Source organism: Streptomyces cupreus (assembly GCF_014257025.1).
Classification (GTDB): domain Bacteria; phylum Actinomycetota; class Actinomycetes; order Streptomycetales; family Streptomycetaceae; genus Streptomyces; species Streptomyces cupreus.
This window is the reverse complement of sequence record NZ_JACMSF010000036.1, coordinates 1-16,361: the sequence shown is the minus strand read 5'-3', so window position 1 is coordinate 16,361 and position 16,361 is coordinate 1. Positions and strand designations below refer to the sequence as shown.

The following is a 16,361-nucleotide window of genomic DNA, read 5'->3' as shown; positions in this document are numbered from 1 at the left end:
GAGCAAGGCATGCCAAATAGCAGGGCTATTTCAGGCTATATCCGACCTTTCATCCTTGCCTGTTCGTCGCTTTGAGAAGAGCTGTCGTGCTTCATCCAGCCGCTCGACGGCTTTCCGTTGTCTCCTTTGGCCACCGTGAGGCACTCCGCAGCGGCAGCCCGTGCCGGACCGCCTCGTCCACGGCCCAATCCACCGCCCGAAGGTCGGCCTCCGATCCGTCGACCCCACGACCACAGGCAGCACCACAGTCGCCACCGCCTTCAGCGCGCCGGGATGCCCTCATTCCCCCTCCGCACGGCTCGCCGTCTTCCGCAGCCGCTCGGACCGGCGCCCCCAGATGTCTCGGCGTGCCTCATTGGTTCCACGGGACAGGCATCGGTCCTGTCGGCCTCTTCGAAGCCAGAGCAGGGCGTCGTGCTGAGTGCGGGCGGTCGGCTCAATGGTGATGGCCGTCGTCGTGTCCGGGCTCCTCGCTGGGCCGGGTGTCCTTCGTTGGCGTGGTGGGCTCTGAGGTCGGATCGGCGGTGCCGCCGCGGTGGTCGGCGTCACTTTCTTCGGCGCTGCCGTTCTCGGTCACGACATCGCTGTGGCTGTGTCCCCCTCCGGACTCGGCCATGGCGGGGGCAATGTGGCGCAGGCCCGCGAAGGTGAGGGCCGCGACGATGAGAACTGCCAGACCCAGGAGACCGAAGATGCGCCGCCACGGCCTCTTGTCCTCTTTGAGGAAGTAGGCGACGAAGGACAGGACGATGCCCAGCGGTATCAGGACGGCACAGCGGTCGGGAAGGTCTGCGAAATGCTGCATGCCGCCGCTGAGCATGCCGAGGCCGAACGAGAGCATCGTCGAGGTGCCGAGCACCCGCAGCATGCGCGACCAGGCGGGCCTCTCGGGCGGGAGGACGATGTCGTTGAGGACGGTTGCGAGCAGGAAGACCAGCACGCCGGCGCCGGCGATCATCGAGTAGCGGGTCGGGTCCATGGGGTGATGGACGACCGCGCCGCTGATGAGTCCCGCCCCCACGTAGTAGCCGACGTAGCCGAGGTAGCGCCACGGCAGGGACGCGCCTTCCCGCCTCCTGGCACGGCGGTGGCTGGGGGCCGGCTGCGACGGGGCCGGGATGGTGGCGAGACTGGATGAGGTGGACAAGAGCTGGCCTTTCACGGGTGGGTTCGATGGGGGCAGGGGTGATCACATTCGGGCCCGTCAACAAGACGCGGGGACGAAGCACGAGCCACCAGAGGAGGGGTGTTACAGGGCCGAAGGCCGACTTCCCGGGAACAGCGGAACCCGATGCCGACCACGCTCCGCACGGCTCTTCGCTATGGGTGCAGCAGAAGGGGCAGAGGCACTACGGGGCACGGCGAAGCCGCCGCCATAGGCGGCCCGAGACGGCGCGCGGCGTGACCAACGCCTCGGCGACCGGTCCGAGAGGCGCGATGCGCTAGATCCGTAGGACCGCTGAATCCGGCAACGGCGGAGATGCCCAGGGGGCGGCGGCAGGTCGAGTGGCGGCTGGTGCATACGCGTGCCGAGGCCGAACCGTCTCGAGCGGAGCCTCGCAGGGGGCGGGCAGCGCAACACCCTGCTGGGGTTGGCCGGATACACACTGATGGGCCGCATGCTCGGGCTCGGGTGCCGGAGCATCGTGATGGTCCGTGTGCCGCCGGCCCGAGTGCGAGCCGGGCCCGTCATGGCTGTGCGCGACCGGAGCGGCCTCCTGCACGTCCAGGGCCACCGAACTGGACACCGCCCCAGGGTGCGCATGGCCCGCGGCGCTCTCCCCACTGACACCGTGTGTGTACATCAGTGCAATGAGTAGCGTGGCCAGCACCCATCGCCACGGACCTGCCGCAGAAGAGCAGGACCGCAGCACGCTGAGGATCGGCCGGGCCGCAACCATGCCGGGGAGCATAGCCGTACCTCAGCAGTGGACGGCCGTCCGGACCACCCAAGGGCAGGACCTCAGTTCCGCCGCACCTCATGCCCGGCCTTCACGTCGGCCGCGTACCGATCCACGTACTCCTGGCCCGACAGCCGCAAAATCGCGTACGTGATCTCGTCGGTCACGGCCCGCAGCACCGTCTCCTCGTGCGCCATCCCGGCAAAGCGCGAGAAGTCCAGCGGTTCCCCGAAACGGATCCTGACCGGCGGGAGTCCCGGCAGGACACGTCCCCAAGGGCAGAGCTGGAACGTCCCCACCATCGCGCACGGAATCACCGGAACCCGCGCGGCCAGCGCCAGCACCGCCACCCCGACCTTGCCCTTGTACAGCCGGCCGTCGGGGGAGCGCGTGCCTTCCGGGTAGATCGCGAGCAGTTCACCCTGCGCCAGTACCCCCAGCCCCTTCCGGAGCGCCGCCTGCCCCGCGGCCCTGCCCGACCTGTCCACCGGAATCTGCCCCGCACCGCGGAGTACGAGCGCGGTCAGTCGGCCCCTGAGACCTGACGCCGTGAAGTACTCCGCCTTGGCCAGGAACGTGATGCGCCGTTTCAGCACCGCGGGCATGAGGAGAGGGTCTGCGAACGACAGGTGATTCCCGGCGACGATCGCCGCGCCCGCCGCCGGAACATGATCGAGCCCCTCGACCCGCGGCCGGAACAGCAACCGCAGAAGCGGCCCCAGAAGGACGTACTTGAGCAGGTAATAGAACACGGCGGCTCCCTTCCGTCTCAGCCGGCGATCGGGAGGCGCTTGGTGAGGGTTGTGCCGCTGTCCTTGGTCTCGTAGATGCCTTCCTGGGTGGCGGCAACGATGTGGCTGGGGCTGACGGCGGTGAGGGCGTGCGGTTGTCCGCCGGGGACGTCGGCGACGGATTTCCATGTGGTGCCGCCGTCGGTGCTGCGGTTGAGCTTCCCGTTGAGGTCTATTCCGTAAAGGGCGTCCTTCTTGGGCCAGGACAGGAAGGCCATCACCGGCTCGGTGCCGGAGCGGAAGGTGCGGCCGCCGTCGGTGCTGGTGGCGATGCCGTCCTGGGTGGTGGCCAGCACGGTGTTCGGGTCGTCGGGGCTGACGGTGATGTCGAGCAGGCGCAGCGACGCGCGGTCGTCCCAGGTAGTGCCGTTCTTGCTGACACGTAGCTTGCCGTTGGCGCTGTCGTAGCCGTAGATCGTGTTGTGTGCGACGTCCAGGGCGTGGAAGTCGGCTTCGCCCTTGAGGGAGCGGGTCTTCCAGGTCTTGCCGGCGTCGCGGCTCTCGATCAGGCCGTGGTGTGGTGGCTCGTCGGCGGCGGCCGGGTGCCCGCTGGCCAGGAAGGTCTTGGGTCCGGCCACCGTGAATCCCATGAAGTCGTCGCGGCTGTCCCCCACAAGCTGCGGTTCGCCCTTGCCGTCGGGGGTGAAGAGGCCGTCGTGGGTGGCGACGTAGAGCCTGCCGTCGGACGGGTCGACGCCGAGTCCGTGGACGTGACTCACCGCCGTCGGCGACTGTTCCGGCTCGCTGGTGCATGCCGCCAGCCCGGCGGCGAGGAGCGTGGCGGCGAGGGCGGGAGCGAGGGCACGCGCGTTCATCGGTTCACCGATCGGGGCGCGAGATCGGGTCGGGTTGCCGGACGGCGGCCTGTTCGCACAGCCGGCTCAGCTCCTCGCGGGTGCGCCTGATTTCTTCGTCGACGCTCTGTCTGGTGCGTGCGGTCGGGGCCGGGCAGCAGACGCCCTTGCTGCGGCGCATGGGGCGGATGCAGCACAGGTATGTGGCGGCGACGGCGAGCAGCGTCAGAGCCGACGGGAGCCAGGCGCCGGTCATCGCGGGTGGTCCTTGTTGACGTTGTACGGCGGCTGCGCGTCCGCGGAGTGGCGGGAGCGCATCATGAACCACATCATCAGCGCCATCCCGATGGGGCACACGAGGACGGGGAGTACGTACAACAGCTGGTTCACGATGGGTCCTTCGAGATCAGGGGGATGAGCGACGCAGTCCGGTTGAGGGATGTGCGCGGATCCCCATACACCCGACATTACGACGCTGGAACCTCTCCCGTGTGGGGCAAGGTCAAGGCCGGCGTGGTTCGTGCGCACTCATCGGCCGGGGCGTCCGGGGTGCCCTACCATGGCGCGCATGACGCGACGCGTGCCGCTGCCGCTGCCGCTCCGGACATGGTCCGGGGCGCTGCTTGCGTGTGCGCTGCTGCTGTGCCTCGCTGGTCTGGCCCGTCCTGCCATGGCGATGGCCATGGCCATGGCCGGGCCGATGGGGACGATGTCGTCGGCCGCTCACGCTGACGCGGTGGTTGAGCGGGTGCCCATGGGAGCGGCCGGTCACGCGGTGATGGCGGCCGATTCCGGCGAGCGTGGCCCGCACTGCCCGATGGCCGAGGAGCCGTGTGCGTCACCGAAGGGCACCGTCGTACAGGCGGGCCCGGCTGCTGCGGAGCCCGGGGATGCGCCGCAGGTCGTGGCCTGTTCCCCCGCCGCGCTGGTGTCGCAGCCCAACGCACCGCCGCCGGCGCTTGCGCCTCCTGATCTGCACCGGTTGTGTGTGTCGCGGACGTGATGGCTGCTCCCTTGTGAGGCTTCTTCGTCTCGCAAGGCGCCGCGCTGTCTCATGTCCGCTTCGGCACGCCGTCAGCCACAGGCGCGTGCGTGTCGTTGTTGCAGAACAGGAGTAACGACGCATGCCGTCGTCCGTCGCTTTGCTCATCACCGGTGTCAGTACCGGTCTCCTCGCCGGTGGCGCCTCCTGCGCCGCCGTACAAGGGGGTCTGCTGGCCGGCGCGGTCACCCGCCGCGACCCGGCCCGAGCCGCCGAACCCTCCCCCCGAACCTCCACTCGTTCCGCCTCGTCCGCCTCGAAGCGGCTGAAGCCCGCGGGCCGCACGGCCACGGCCGAGCGGGTCGCCCCGCCGTTGAAGCGTGAGCCACTGGCCGGGCATGTGGCACCCGTGGCGGCATTCCTCGCCGGGAAACTGCTGTCGCACACCATCCTGGGCGGTCTGCTGGGGGTGTTCGGCGCGGCCCTGCAGCCCAGCCCCCGCGTCCAGGCGGGGATGGTGGTGGCCGCCGGGCTGCTGATGGTGCTGTTCGCGCTTGACCTGTTCGGGGTCAAGGCGGTGGGCCGGCTGGTGCCGCGGCCGCCTGCCTCGTTCGGCAGGCTCCTGCGGCGCAGTGCCAGGACCGACTCGGTCGCCACGCCCGCCCTGATCGGCTTCGCCACGGTTCTCGTACCGTGCGGGGTGACGCTGTCCGTGGAGCTGCTCGCGATCACGTCCGGGTCGCCGGTCGCCGGGGCGGCGGTCATGTTCGGCTTCGTGCTGGGGACGGCGCCGCTGTTCGCCGCGCTCGGCTACGTTCTCCGCCGTACCAGCAGGGCGCTGTCGGGCCAACTCGCCTCGCTCACCGGTGTGGTGGTACTGGCGATCGCCGCCTGGACGGTGGTCTCCGGGCTGCAGGCCGGAGGGTGGGTGTCCTTGGACTCCACGGACAAGCAGGCCGCCGCCACCGGACCGTTCATCGTCGAAGGCGGCGACCAGAGCGGTACCGCCCCAGGAGATTCCGGGGGCGCGAAGACGACACCGGCTGACGCCCCCGTCCGCATGGACCCCTCCGGTCAGCAGATCGTCACCCTGATCGTGACCGACTTCTACGAGACCACCCACTTCGCCGCCCAGGCCGACGTGCCCACCACGCTTGTCCTGCGCGGCAAGGACTCCGGCGGCTGCGCCCGCGCCTTCACCATCCCCGAACTCGGCGTCCAGGAGATCGTCAAGCGCAACGGCGACACCAAGGTCGACCTGGGCACCCGTGAACCCGGCGCCCTGCGCTTCTCCTGCGCCATGGGCATGCAGACCGGCACCATCGAATTCAACTGAGGTCCTGGTGAACCTGTTCAACCGTAAGAAGGCGAAGACCGACGGCCAGGTCGGCACGGAGGTGGTCCTCCTCGTCGAGGGGATGCACTGCGCCAGCTGCGGCCTGCTCATCGACGACGAGCTGGAGGATCTCCCCGCTGTCCGCTCGTCCAGCACGGACGTACGCGCTGGGCGCACGGTTGTCCACCTGGAACCCGGCGCCGACCCGGACACCGCCGCGCTGGTCGCGGCCGTGGAGGGCGCCGGCGACTACAGAGCCAGGCTCACCGACTGAGGCACCAGGCGTGACGGACCCAGGCCGCTCCCGTGGTGCAGCCGCCGGGGCGGCCTGGCTTCCCGCTCTGTCTTGACCTTGCCCTAGGGACAGCGTCTGCTCCTGGCCTTCGTCCACAACGCCGCCGGGATCCCGCCGGCCGCCCACTGTCACCGGGTCTGGCAGGAGACCCGCGACCTCGCCATGCCACCGGCCCACGTCGGTACTCCGCTCGCGGGCCGGCAATGGCGTCGGGGTTCTCCCGACCCGCTACGCCAAGCGCCTGTAGGACCGGCAGTCCATCAACAACCAGCGCATCGAAGGGCTCCCACATCCGCGTCCGCATCATCGAACCGGCCCGGGTGCCGGTCCAGGCGGGGGAGGAGTCCCGATGACGGTCCTGCAACTCCTCGTCGGTGCCCTGACCCTGCTGACCAATGCCTTCTTCGTGGGCGGTGGGTTCGCCCTGATCTCGGTGCGCCGCAGCCAGATCGAGCCGCGTGCGAAGGAGGGAAACAAGCGGGCCCGGATGACCTTGTGGGGCCTGGAGCACCTGTCGGCGATGATGGCCACCGCCCAGCTGGGGATCACCGTCTCCTCGCTGGTGCTCGGCGCGGCCGCCGAGCCGGCCGTCGCGCATCTGCTGGAGCCCGGTTTCGAGGCGGCTCACATTCCGCACGGCCTGGTGCACCCGATCGCGTTCGTCATCGCGCTCAGCCTGGCGACCTACCTGCACATGCTGATCGGCGAGATGGTGCCGAAGAACATCGCGCTCGCCGCGCCGGTGCCGACCGCGCTGCTGCTCGGTCCGCCCCTGGTGGCCCTCACCCGGGCCCTCAGGCCGGTCGTGTTCGGTATCAACGCCTTCGCCAACGCGCTGCTGAAACTGCTCCGGGTAGAGCCGAAGGACGAAGTGGAGGCGGTGTTCACCGACGACCAGCTCGCGCGCATGGTCGTCGACTCCAGCGAGGCCCGCCTGCTCTCACCGGCCGACGGCGAACGGCTGCGCGACGCGCTGGAGCTGGGCACCCGCCCGGTGGGGGAGATCCTGGTCCCGGCCCAGAGGATGCGCACGGTCGCCCACACGATCACCCCGGCCGCGCTGGAACGGACGGCCGCCGAGGCGGGCTACTCCCGCTTCCCGGTCACCGGCCCGGACAACGCCCTGCTGGGCTACCTGCACATCAAGGACACCCTCGGAATCACCGACCGAAACCAGCCGTTCCCGCGCACGGCCCTGCACCCGGTCACCCGGTCCGCATCGACACCCCGTTGGGCGACACCCTCACCGCGCTGCGTGCAGACGGCAGCCACCTGGCCGCGGTCACCGGCGAGACGGGCGCGGTCCTCGGCTTCGTGACCATGGAGAACGTCCTGTCCGAGCTGGTCGGCCCGGCCCGGGACGCCGCCTGACCGCCGGGCCGCCTCGTGCGCGCCCCCGCACGAGGCGGCCCGGTATGGCCGGCTATCTCCTGGCATCGAACCCGTGGAGGAACTCCACCACGGCGCCACCCTTGAGGAACTCGGCCATCTCACCGGCGAGTCCCACGAGCAGGGCGAGTTGCCCAAGGACACCGCCGCGCTGCTGGACCACGCGCTGGAGTTCTCCGAGCGCACCCTGGACGAGGTGATGGTGCCGCGCGCGGACGCCGTCTTCGTCCGCAAGGACGCCGCCGCCGAGGCCGTCGACCTGATCGGCAAGCACGGTCACTCCAACTACCCGGTCCTCGGCGTCCAACGCCGTAATCGGGAGGCCGGGCCGGCTCACGCGATTTACGGCGATCCGCTCTGGCCCGCGAGGCTGCTGCCAGAGTGAAGAGCCGCCCGGCCTCCCGTCCAGTGAGAACGGGCCCGGGCTGATTTGCGCGAGCAGGGACAGACCCGTCACGGGGGAACGAGCCTGCCCCTGCACGACAGCGCCCGCATACCTCCCCCAAGAGGGCGGACGCCCTGACCCCTGTCGGTGGGTCACCTCCTCCAGCGCACCGTGCACCTGGAGCGTCACACATGAGGGTGGACGGTTACGGAGTCAACACCTCGGTGAATACGAGTACTTGACGACATCACGTGTCAGCAGCGGAGCATCTACGCCTCCTGGCCGTGCCGTTGGCAGCTTCCCGCGGTGACGGGCCCCGCAAGCGTTGGGCCACCCTCCACGTCAGAGCCGCACCGATCACCGCTGTCCTCGTGGCCCGTGCAGCGTCCGGATGCTGACGCAGCCAGGGGTTGCCGGACGGTCCTCAACGGCGACGAGCCTGCATGGTGCGGCTACGGCGCGACTCCGGCCGCCGTCACCGGAGCCTGCACCGGTCCGCGCTGCGTCCGTTGCCGCAGGGAGGAGGTCAGCCATACCAGTTATCCGCAAGGCGCACCGGAATCTGTGGATAACAGGCTCGCCCCGCTGTGTGACGCCACTTGCCTTTGTCCGCCATGACGTCGTACACCGCCGCTGTCGTGGGCTTCATCCTGCTGCCAGTCCTGATAGCTGCTCTCGTGGCGTGCTTGAGTTCGGACGCCGACCGTCGGCGGGACGCCGACCGAGTGCTGTCGCGGATATGCAGTGCCGCAGAGAAGATCCTTCGACGCCGAGCGTAGCCCCGGCTGTGATCCACCCAGCCGTCGGTTCAGCGACCGACCTCGTGATCCTCAGGTCTGCCGCAGTGTGACGCCGGTACCACCCCGTGCGCTGTAGTAGGTGGGCCTGCTGTGGTCAGGCCCCTGTAGTAGGTGGGCCTGCTGTGGTCAGGCCCCGTGATGTCTGCTCCCCCTAGGGCGCGGGCACTCGCACCACCGGGGCAGACCCCCGGTCGCTTGCCTGCCCGCGGGGGTTCGACGGGACTGCCGCCACCGTCCGGGGCGCCCCGGTAACCTGGGCGCGCCGCAACCCGAATGATCATCAAGTACGAGAATTCGGGTCTGTGTGATGTGCGGTTGATGTTGCGATTCGGGGTGGGTGAACGGGTGCTGCTGGCGGACCGCTATCAGCTGGACGAGCTGCTGGGACGCGGCGCAATGGGCGAGGTGTGGCGAGCAGCCGACCAGGTCCTCGGCCGCCCCGTCGCGGTCAAGCTGCTGAAGACGGAAGAGGGCACGGACACCGAGCGGTTCCGCCTGGAGGCGCAGACCGCGGCCCGCCTCAACCACCCCCACGTGGTGGGCGTGTACGACTTCGGCTCCCACCACGGTCGGCTCTACCTGGTCATGGAACTCGTCGACGGCTGGAGCCTGGCCCAGGAGCGGTCGATGCGCGGCACCCTGGCCCCGCAGGAGGCGGCCGCCCTCGCGGCACAGGTGGCGGCGGGCCTGTCCGCAGCACACCACCAAGGGGTGATCCACCGGGACATCAAGCCCGCCAACGTCATGCTCACCGCCGACCGCACCGCGAAGATCACCGACTTCGGGATCGCCCGCTTCGCCGACGACGCAGCCAGCACCCTGACCGTCACCGGCAAGATTCTCGGCACCGCCGACTACCTCGCCCCCGAGCGGGCCCTGGGGCGGGCGGCGCAGCCGGCATCGGACGTCTACTCGCTGGGCTGCGTGCTGTACGAACTGCTCACCGGCCGGCCCCCGTTTCGTGGCGCCACCTCGCTCGCCGTGGTGCAACAGCACGTCGACGCCGCCCCGCTGCCGCCTGCCCGGCTGCGCCCCGAGATATCGCAGCCGCTCTCCGACTACGTATTGCACCTGCTGGCCAAGGACCCCGCACACCGGCCCGCCGCCGAGCAAGCAGCCACCTGGCTCCGCACGCAGCAGCAGGCGCAGCCCCCTCCGGAGCCGCAGAGCACCGCCCCGTTGCCCGCCCCGGTCATCCCTGCGCCGGTGCCACCGCGTCCGGCGGATGTCCCCGTCACGCACTCCCGTCCGAGCACCCACCGCAGGCTCGCACCGAAAGCAGCACTGGGCGCCGCCGCAGTAGTCCTGTTCGCTGCTGCCGCCGCCATCGGAGCATCACTGAACACCGGCGACGACAACCCTTCGCCCACGCAGCCGACTTCACCGACGCCGACGACCGTCAGATCCGTACCCGTGAGCGAGACCCCTGCCGCTACGCCCCCGTCTGTCGAGACATCCACCATGGCGCCTCCGGGAGAGGACGACGAAGACGGCGGAGATAGCGACGACAAGGGCGAGCACGGCAAGGGGAAGGGAAAGGGATCCGACGACTGAACCGGTGCCGGGCCGCCGAACCGCCCTCTGACGTCGACGTGTACGAGGTGACAGACGACAGCCAGTTGCACCAGCTGACCTCGTTGCCGATGTCAACGCTCTCTCCACCGGCTTCAGGCTGGTGAACTCGACGGTTCCACCTCAATCTTCGACGCCTGCCTCCCCGACGCCGAAAACCGTCACGTCCGAACCCGGCGCCCTCACCTGCGGCATGTACGCCGTGGACGGCGGGCTCGCCCGGCTCGGCAGTCAGGCCGGCCGGTAGACGGCCTGATCCGGATCAGGTCTCACGATCAGGCCGTCCTTGACGAGTTCCGAGCACGGGGGAACGCCGCCCGGAGCCTGCCGTGTAGCCGGACGAGCCGCCAGGCCGTCACGGAAAGGTCACCGCTCCCACAGGCAGCGGACACATCCTCCGCCCGGCAGTACCGTCATCCCCTCCAGAAACGCCCGCAGGGGGACGAGATGAACAACCCGCACATGTGGCCGCCCATACCGCAATTGCCACGTCCGACTCCGAGGTGGGCGCGCAAGAGATACGTTCTGCCCGCGCTAGCTTCGCGTTCTTCCTCGGCATCGGTGCCGGAGCCAGACGAAGACGGTCAGGGCGAAGGTGACCGTCACCGCACAGCCGGCCCAAGGCGGCAGCTCCGGCAGCAGCGGGAGAAATGGCGGGAGCAGCTCTGACGACCAGAACGCCAAATGCTTCATGGGCAAAGACGGCCGGGCTCGGTGGGGCTATGACTCGAACCGAGGCTAGCCAGGCCCCACCGCAGCCCTTATGCGCTGGAAGATGCTGGTCGATGTGACAGTCCGAGGCGCGCTGATTGCCAGACCTAACCAGCGGGGGACTTTTGCGCGTTGTGTGCGCAAGGGCCTCTCAGGTGAGGTCGACAAGGGTGGGGTTCGATTCGGATTCGAGGTCATATTCCTCGAACTCCCACAGCGCGATCTCTGCGTCTTTCGGTACGCGGTAGACGGACCGCTTGGACGGCCGATCAGCTCATGGCCGCGCACTTCCCGGAGCCGAAATGGGCCGTGCCCGGCATCCTTGCCGAGGGCGTCAACGTGCTCGCCGGACCGCCCAAGGTCGGCAAGTCCTGGCTCTCCCTCGGACTGGGACTGTCGGTCGCGGCCGGAGGCAAGGCGTTCGACTCCGTGCCCGTCCAGGGCGGACCGGTGCTCTACCTCGCCCTGGAAGACACCCCACGCCGTCTCCAGACCCGCATGGGCAAGATCCTCGGAGGCCAGCCAGCCCCCGCCGGGCTGACGCTGGTCACTGAATGCCCGCCCTTCCCCCAGGGCGGGACCGAGGCGATCGCCCAGTGGCTGGAGCGCAACCCGGATGCGCGCATGGTCGTCATCGACGTGTTCGCCAAGATGCGCGGACAGGCCCCGGCCGGGGTGTCGGCGTACGACGCGGACTATGTCGCCGTCGGCTACGCCAAGCGTCTCGCCGACCACTACAACGTGGCCGTCGTCCTCGTCCACCACGTCCGCAAGGCAGGTTCCGAGGACTTCCTGACCGAGGTGTCCGGCACAAACGGCATTGCCGGAGCGGCGGACGCCACGCTCGTGCTCAAGCGGGCCCGCGGGCAGGCGGACGGCATCCTGCACGTCACCGGCCGCGACGTCGACGAAGCCGAGTACGCCCTCAGCTTCCAACCCGCCTCAGGCGCCTGGCACTTGCTCGACGGCCCGGTCACCGACCACACCGTCAGCGACACCCGCGCGACAATCCTGCGCTACGTCCGCGCCCACCCCGGCGCCAAGCCGAAGGACATGGCGGGTGAGCTGCCGCACGTCGACATCGACACGATCCGCCGCACGTGCAACCGCATGGCCGACTCCGGACAACTCACCAAGGACCCCAGCGGCCGGTACTACCCGGACACCGACACCCGGACAGAGGGCGCCCAAGAGGTGTCCGCACTGTCCGGCTGTCCGGTTACCCCATCTGACCAGCACGAACACCCCAGACAGTCGGAATTGGAGCTGTCCGGCCTGTCCGGTGCGGACGAAGCCGAAGGGATGGCGGAATGAGCGCCCGTACGCGGGACGGGAAGATGACCGTCAAGGAGGTCATCGCTGATCTGAGGGTCGCCCCGTCGACCTTCTACCGGTGGCGCCAGCTCGGGAAGGCACCCCGCGCGATCAAGCTCCCGAACGGCGATGTGCGGATCCGGCGCTCTGAGTACGAGCGTTGGCTTGCGGAGCGGGAGGACGCTGCGTGAGCGCCGAGAACGACACCCCGGCCGGGCGCCCTCGCGGGTCGGCCCGGCCGGGCTACTCCTTCGACGTCAAGCTGTGGAAGGTGTCCAAGACCGGGCGTAAGTCCCGCCCGTGGCGCCTCCGGTGGGTCGTCGCAGGGCAGGTGTACGGCGACACGTTCACCACGTCCGCTCTCGCGGAAAGCCGACGGTCCGAGCTGTGGCAGGCCATGAACCGGCGCGGCGAAGCATTCGAGATCGAATCGGGGCTGCCCGAGTCCGAGGTGCGCGCAGCGGCCGAAGCCGCCGAGGTGGCCGACGCCGAACCGCCGGTGCGGTGGTTTGAGTTCTGCCGGAAGTACGTAGCCGGGCGGTGGCGTATGGCTGCGGCCAAGACCCGTGAGGGCATGGCTGACGGTCTCGCGGCCGTGACGCTCGCCATGGTCAAGCGCGGGGACGACGCTCCCGACGACGGGACCCTTCGGCTGGCCTTCCGGTGGGGGATCGTGCCCGCGAATGAGGGGGAGGACCCGCCGGCCGAACTCAAGGCCGCGTACGACTGGGTCACAACGACCGACCGGCCCTTGGGCGACCTTACCGATGCCGAGGTGTTCGAGGATGCGCTGTACCGCGTCAGCTACAAGCTGGACGGCACCCCGGCCGCGGGCGACACGTACAAGCGGCGCCGCCGGGCCCTGAACGCCGCTCTCGAACACGCTGTGAGCGTGGGGGAGCTCCCGGAGAACCCACTCCAGCGGACCCGCCGGAAGCGCATGGGATCTAACGACGTGGTGGACTCGCGCGTCCTGGTGAACGCTGTACAGGCCCGGCAGTTGCTCACCGCCGTCTCCTACGTCGGATCGTGGGATCGCTGCCGTGGGCGGCGCCTGGTGGCCTTCTACGCGGTCCTGTACTACGCAGGTCTCCGGCCCGCTGAGGCGGTCGGGCTACGGCTGTCGGACTGCCACCTGCCAGAGAAGGGCTGGGGCACGCTGACGCTGCGGGAGACGCGCCCCGTCTCCGGCAAGCAGTGGACCGACTCCGGGGAGCGCCACGACCGGCGGGGCCTGAAGGCGCGCGAGGCGTCCACCGACCGGCCGGTCCCCATCCCCCCGGTCTTGGTTGCCATCCTCCGGGCCCACCTGAAGGAGTTCGGGACCGCGAAGGAAGGGCGGGTGTTCGGCAACGAGCGAGGGGGAGTAGTCGGCTCTTCCACCTACTGGCGGGCGTGGGAGGAAGCGCGGGAATACGCGCTGCCGCCCGAACGAGTCGACTCGCCGTTGGCTGGGCGCCCGTATGACCTACGCCACGCTTGCATCACGCGGTGGCTGAACGCCGGGGTGCTCATTGCAGAAATAGCCCGTCGCGTTGGCAATTCGCCGAAAGTCATCCATCGCCGCTACCGCGGTTGTATTGACGGTCATGAGGAAGCTGCAAACGTCAAGATTGCGAAGCGGCTGGAAGAGGATGGCGATATGGCTTAGCAGCCAACGCGCACCGAGGGGCGCTGCCGCCGACCTACCGGGACTTCTTCGGCTTGGGCCCTCCGGCCAGCGCGATGGACGCGGGAACGCCCGGGAGTAGGCGCCGTTGTCGCGCGTGACCTGTGGAGCCGTGAGCTCCACATTGCGGACGTGCCCCGCGACGCACATATCAGCGTCACCCGCCCTTTCGTTATCTTCTCATTTTCGAGCACATCTGATCTGTGTGTGGTTGTCCTGGACCACTTGGCGAGTAGCCTTCAATGCCAGCGGAAAGAGAGCTCAACAAAGAGGGCCACCCGCAGCGCCTCTGAAATGACGCGGATGACCCTCCTGGCCCACCACCCCGCAAGCAGAGTCAGGAGCCAAGACGAGTATGCCCAAAGACGTGCAGCCGACCCAAGGACCGAGTCCACCGACTAATGCGCTCATGTACTGCGCAGCATTGGCCGCTGGGGTAGCGCTGGTTATCTTCGGACACACGAGCCCCATAGAGGCGTCGGGATTCATCTCACCGTTCCTGGTCGTCTTCGAGGGAGCCAAAGCCCGCAAGTAAGGGCGCCCTGGTGTGGCTTCCACTACGACGGCGGCGACGGCGGCGTTGCCTCTGAGTGTGTCGGAGGTGTGTCGCGAACGCTGAGAGACGACGAGAGAGGGCGGGAGTCAGTGAGACTGACTCCCGCCCTCTTCATGTCGGCATCCGCGCTGGTCAGGTACGAAAGTTCGTAGGTGACTAGGCGAGTGCCCCCGGCAGGATTCGAACCTGCGCACACGGCTCCGGAGGCCGTTGCTCTATCCCCTGAGCTACGGGGGCGTGTCGGGCGCCTTGGGTGGCGGCGACGGGTAGAACCCTACCAGCTCACTCGGGGTGTTCATGAACCGGTTTCCGGGGGGTGGGGTCGCCCGCAGGGGGTGGAAGTGGGCAAAACCCGGACGCGGTGCCCGGTCCGGACCTACTCTCAACTTGTGCCAGGCGCGTCGGGCCGGGTGCTTGTTGTGGACGACAACAAGGTCATCCGGCAGCTGATCAGGGTCAATCTCGAACTGGAGGGTTTCGAGGTCGTGACCGCGGCCGATGGTGCCGAGTGTCTGGATGTCGTTCACCAGGTGCGTCCGGACGTCGTCACCCTCGACGTCGTCATGCCCCGGCTGGACGGGCTGCGCACCGCCGCACGACTCCGCGCCGACCCCCGTACCCGGGATCTGCCCCTCGCCATCGTCAGCGCCTGTACGCAGTACGAGGTCGAAAGCGGCCTCGACGTCGGCGTCGACGCCTTCCTCGCCAAGCCCTTCGAACCCGCCGAGCTCGTCGCCCTCGTACGCAAGCTGATCGAGCGGAAGCATGGTGTTCTGGGGGCCGGTGCCCGTGCCCGCGCGGGGGACTCCGGGTGAGCGGACGGGGTCGTCGCTGAGCGGTCGGCGGGCGGGATGGCGGTCGGCGTGGCTTCGTGATCACTCATCCCTTCGGCATGTCCTCTATCCGCCCCTCCTCCGGCATGTCCCCCCATCCGCCCCTCTCCGGCATGTCCACCATCCGCCCCTCCACCGGCATGTCCACCATCCGCCCCTCCATCGGCATGTCCACCATCCGCCCCTCCACCGGCATCTCCTCCTTCCGTCCCTCCTGCCGCCCCTCCACCCACCGTCCACATCCCGGACCATCGTCCAAACCCGCTCGCTTACCCACCCCCCTTCTCCCATACGCTTGTCCCGTGACCCCCGTCGAGCTCTCCCGTACCGTGCTGCGCGCGGTGCGTCGTGCTGTCGATGAGGGGGAGCTGCGCGTGGCCGTGCCGGAGCGGGTTCTGGTGACCGTGCCGGGGCCCGGTGGTTGCGGGGACTACGCCACCAACATCGCGCTTCAGCTCGCCCGCCCCGCCGGGCAGACGCCACAGCGCGTCGCCGAGATCCTGCGGCCGCACCTCGTCGGGTCCGACGGTGTCGCCGACGTCGTCGTCACCGGGCCCGGGTTCATCAACTTCAGTCTTCGTGGTGCCGCGCCCACCGCCCTCGTCGAGGACATCCTGCGGCGCGGATCGCGGTACGGCTTCGCCGACGGGTCCGGCCGGGACGTCGTGCAGTTGCACTGTCCCCACGAGGTTCGCGCCGTCGTCGTCATGGACGCAGTCTCCCGGCTTCTGCGGTCTCAGGGCACCCTCGTCCGTACCAGCTGCGACGCCCGCCCCGAGCCGGAGTGGCAGGACGTCCTCGGCGTCGGCGTCGACGCCCACGGCCGGCCCGGCGACGTCAACGTACGCCCCGTCCCCGCGCCAGCCGACCCCCTCCCGCTCGGCCGTGACGCCGCCCGCTGGGCACTGCTGCACCCCGCCATCCACGACCGGCCCCGCATCAGCGACGAGCACCTCGTCCAGCGCGAGTCCAACCCCCTCTTCCGCGTCCGTTACGCCCACGCCCGCACCCGCGCGCTCACCCGTAACGCCGC

General features: G+C 69.3%; 14 protein-coding genes, 1 tRNA gene and 5 pseudogenes. 12 read left to right on the top strand and 8 right to left on the bottom strand.

The window, feature by feature from the left end; translation table 11 throughout:
- Positions 1 to 124: 124 nt before the first annotated feature.
- From H4N64_RS45605 to H4N64_RS28255, 6 genes and pseudogenes are all read right to left on the bottom strand, one after another.
- Positions 125 to 255 (bottom strand): annotated as a pseudogene (locus H4N64_RS45605) (universal stress protein); the annotation flags it as partial.
- 181 nt (positions 256 to 436) lie between these two features.
- The gene (locus H4N64_RS28275) at positions 437 to 1,147 is read right to left on the bottom strand and encodes a hypothetical protein (protein WP_186285256.1); all 711 of its coding nucleotides are present in this window, start codon (positions 1,145 to 1,147) and stop codon (positions 437 to 439) included.
- Positions 1,148 to 1,963: 816 nt separating this feature from the next.
- The gene (locus tag H4N64_RS28270; protein WP_186285255.1) at positions 1,964 to 2,653 is read right to left on the bottom strand and encodes a 1-acyl-sn-glycerol-3-phosphate acyltransferase; all 690 of its coding nucleotides are present in this window, start codon (positions 2,651 to 2,653) and stop codon (positions 1,964 to 1,966) included.
- Positions 2,654 to 2,670: 17 nt separating this feature from the next.
- Positions 2,671 to 3,507, bottom strand: a complete 837-nt coding sequence (locus H4N64_RS28265; RefSeq protein WP_186285254.1) for a F510_1955 family glycosylhydrolase — start codon at positions 3,505 to 3,507, stop codon at positions 2,671 to 2,673.
- A gap of 4 nt (positions 3,508 to 3,511) precedes the next feature.
- Positions 3,512 to 3,742 carry a hypothetical protein gene (locus H4N64_RS28260; protein WP_186285253.1) on the bottom strand — a complete coding sequence of 77 codons (231 nt, stop codon included), beginning with the start codon at positions 3,740 to 3,742 and terminating at the stop codon, positions 3,512 to 3,514.
- On the bottom strand, positions 3,739 to 3,876 hold the full coding sequence (locus H4N64_RS28255; protein WP_186285252.1) for a hypothetical protein: 138 nt from the start codon (positions 3,874 to 3,876) through the stop codon (positions 3,739 to 3,741). Before H4N64_RS28255 ends, H4N64_RS28260 begins: the two co-directional genes overlap by 4 nt.
- Before the next feature lie 178 nt (positions 3,877 to 4,054).
- Here H4N64_RS28255 and H4N64_RS28250 point away from each other — a divergent pair, with 178 nt between their 5' ends.
- The 10 genes and pseudogenes from H4N64_RS28250 to H4N64_RS45600 all read left to right on the top strand — a co-directional run.
- Positions 4,055 to 4,489 (top strand): hypothetical protein, encoded by a 435-nt coding sequence (locus H4N64_RS28250; protein WP_186285251.1) that lies wholly within the window; start codon positions 4,055 to 4,057, stop codon positions 4,487 to 4,489.
- 121 nt (positions 4,490 to 4,610) lie between these two features.
- Positions 4,611 to 5,804: an urease accessory protein UreH domain-containing protein gene (locus H4N64_RS28245; protein ID WP_186285250.1), complete on the top strand. Its 1,194-nt coding sequence runs from the start codon at positions 4,611 to 4,613 to the stop codon at positions 5,802 to 5,804.
- A gap of 7 nt (positions 5,805 to 5,811) precedes the next feature.
- Positions 5,812 to 6,078 carry a cation transporter gene (locus H4N64_RS28240; RefSeq protein ID WP_336246817.1) on the top strand — a complete coding sequence of 89 codons (267 nt, stop codon included), beginning with the start codon at positions 5,812 to 5,814 and terminating at the stop codon, positions 6,076 to 6,078.
- A 370-nt stretch (positions 6,079 to 6,448) separates the two neighbouring features.
- Positions 6,449 to 7,470, top strand: a pseudogene (locus H4N64_RS28235) (hemolysin family protein).
- 61 nt (positions 7,471 to 7,531) lie between these two features.
- Positions 7,532 to 7,789, top strand: a pseudogene (locus H4N64_RS28230) (hypothetical protein); the annotation flags it as partial.
- Between the two features lie 1,202 nt (positions 7,790 to 8,991).
- Positions 8,992 to 10,227 carry a serine/threonine-protein kinase gene (locus H4N64_RS28225; RefSeq protein WP_186285249.1) on the top strand — a complete coding sequence of 412 codons (1,236 nt, stop codon included), beginning with the start codon at positions 8,992 to 8,994 and terminating at the stop codon, positions 10,225 to 10,227.
- Positions 10,228 to 11,136: 909 nt separating this feature from the next.
- On the top strand, positions 11,137 to 12,270 hold the full coding sequence (locus tag H4N64_RS28220; RefSeq protein WP_336246823.1) for an AAA family ATPase: 1,134 nt from the start codon (positions 11,137 to 11,139) through the stop codon (positions 12,268 to 12,270).
- Positions 12,267 to 12,461 (top strand): helix-turn-helix transcriptional regulator, encoded by a 195-nt coding sequence (locus tag H4N64_RS28215; RefSeq protein ID WP_186285248.1) that lies wholly within the window; start codon positions 12,267 to 12,269, stop codon positions 12,459 to 12,461. Before H4N64_RS28220 ends, H4N64_RS28215 begins: the two co-directional genes overlap by 4 nt.
- Positions 12,458 to 13,921, top strand: coding sequence for a tyrosine-type recombinase/integrase (locus tag H4N64_RS28210; protein WP_186285247.1), 1,464 nt, complete (start codon positions 12,458 to 12,460; stop codon positions 13,919 to 13,921). The genes H4N64_RS28215 and H4N64_RS28210 overlap by 4 nt, the downstream gene beginning before the upstream one ends.
- A gap of 162 nt (positions 13,922 to 14,083) precedes the next feature.
- Positions 14,084 to 14,197: pseudogene (locus H4N64_RS45600) on the top strand (transcriptional regulator); the annotation flags it as partial.
- 463 nt (positions 14,198 to 14,660) lie between these two features.
- Here H4N64_RS45600 and H4N64_RS28205 read toward each other — a convergent pair.
- A tRNA-Arg gene (locus H4N64_RS28205) sits at positions 14,661 to 14,732 on the bottom strand.
- A 104-nt stretch (positions 14,733 to 14,836) separates the two neighbouring features.
- Between H4N64_RS28205 and H4N64_RS28200 the strand changes: the two genes are divergently transcribed.
- Positions 14,837 to 15,310, top strand: coding sequence for a response regulator (locus tag H4N64_RS28200; protein WP_186285246.1), 474 nt, complete (start codon positions 14,837 to 14,839; stop codon positions 15,308 to 15,310).
- 64 nt (positions 15,311 to 15,374) lie between these two features.
- Here the strand turns inward: H4N64_RS28200 and H4N64_RS28195 are convergent, their stop codons facing one another.
- Positions 15,375 to 15,557 carry a hypothetical protein gene (locus H4N64_RS28195; RefSeq protein ID WP_186285245.1) on the bottom strand — a complete coding sequence of 61 codons (183 nt, stop codon included), beginning with the start codon at positions 15,555 to 15,557 and terminating at the stop codon, positions 15,375 to 15,377.
- A 73-nt stretch (positions 15,558 to 15,630) separates the two neighbouring features.
- On the opposite strand from H4N64_RS28195, the pseudogene H4N64_RS28190 reads away from it, so the two are divergent.
- Positions 15,631 to 16,361, top strand: a pseudogene (locus tag H4N64_RS28190) (ArgS-related anticodon-binding protein NrtL); the annotation flags it as partial.

Coding starts and splice junctions, on each gene's coding strand:
- H4N64_RS28265 (WP_186285254.1), bottom strand. CDS start 3,507: ATGAACGCGCGTGCCCTCGCTCCCGCCCTCGCCGCCACGCTCCTCGCC.
- H4N64_RS28260 (WP_186285253.1), bottom strand. CDS start 3,742: ATGACCGGCGCCTGGCTCCCGTCGGCTCTGACGCTGCTCGCCGTCGCC.
- H4N64_RS28250 (WP_186285251.1), top strand. CDS start 4,055: ATGACGCGACGCGTGCCGCTGCCGCTGCCGCTCCGGACATGGTCCGGG.
- H4N64_RS28245 (WP_186285250.1), top strand. CDS start 4,611: ATGCCGTCGTCCGTCGCTTTGCTCATCACCGGTGTCAGTACCGGTCTC.
- H4N64_RS28225 (WP_186285249.1), top strand. CDS start 8,992: ATGTTGCGATTCGGGGTGGGTGAACGGGTGCTGCTGGCGGACCGCTAT.
- H4N64_RS28215 (WP_186285248.1), top strand. CDS start 12,267: ATGAGCGCCCGTACGCGGGACGGGAAGATGACCGTCAAGGAGGTCATC.